The sequence below is a fragment of the Mycolicibacterium tusciae genome, assembly GCF_002086795.1.
Lineage (GTDB): Bacteria > Actinomycetota > Actinomycetes > Mycobacteriales > Mycobacteriaceae > Mycobacterium > Mycobacterium tusciae.
This window is the reverse complement of the sequence record NZ_MVIM01000061.1, coordinates 1-822: the sequence shown is the minus strand read 5'-3', so window position 1 is coordinate 822 and position 822 is coordinate 1. Positions and strand designations below refer to the sequence as shown.

At 65.8% G+C, this 822-nt stretch carries 1 pseudogene; it reads left to right on the top strand.

Features of this window, described 5'->3' with window-relative positions:
• Positions 1-822: pseudogene (locus BST47_RS30110) on the top strand (polyketide synthase dehydratase domain-containing protein); the annotation flags it as partial.

Genomic DNA, 822 nt, shown 5'->3' with positions numbered 1-822 from the left:
GTTGGCGCCGCACCCGCTGCTGACCCATGCTGTCGAGCAGACCGCGCGCAGTCTTGACATCCCGCTCGCGGTCCTGGGCGACATGGAGCATGAGCAAGATTTGGCATACGGCCTACGCGGTTTCGTGGCGGATCTGCACAGTGCCGGGGCTGCGGTCGACTTCTCCGTGCTCTACCCCTCCGGGCGCCTGGTGGATGCGCCCCTGCCGACCTGGACACGCCGTCGGCTGTGGTTAACCCCCGAGGGGCAGCAATCTCCGGCATCTGGTGGAAGTGCCGTGTCGGTGCACCCGCTGCTGGGTCAGCACGTGCGCTTACCTGAAGAACCAGTGCGCCATGTGTGGCAAGCCGAGGTCGGCACCGTCGCCCAGCCCTGGCTGGCCGATCACCGGGTTCGCGATCTGGTGGTGTTTCCCGCGGCGGCCTACTGCGAAATGGCAGTCGCCGCCGCGCGTACCGTCGTGGGCGAGGCTTGCGAAGTTCTCGACATCAACTTCGAACGGCAGCTTTTGCTGGATGAGAAGACGACGGTTGACGCCGCGGCGGTGGTGGCATCGCCCGGCGTCGCCGATTTCACAGTTGAAACGCAAGACCTCGACGGGGAGGGACGCCGAGCGTCCGCGGTCTTGCATGTCGCAGTGGACGAGCAGCCGCCCGCCCACGATATCTCGTCGTTGCGCTCTGCAAATCAGAACCGGGAGGATAGCGGCGATTTACGCAAGCACCTGAGCGAGCGTGGCCGCGAATACGGTCCGGCGTTCAGTGGTTTAGGTGTGGTGCGTATCGGCGCGGGGGAAACCCGAACGGTGCTGGCCGAGGTGGC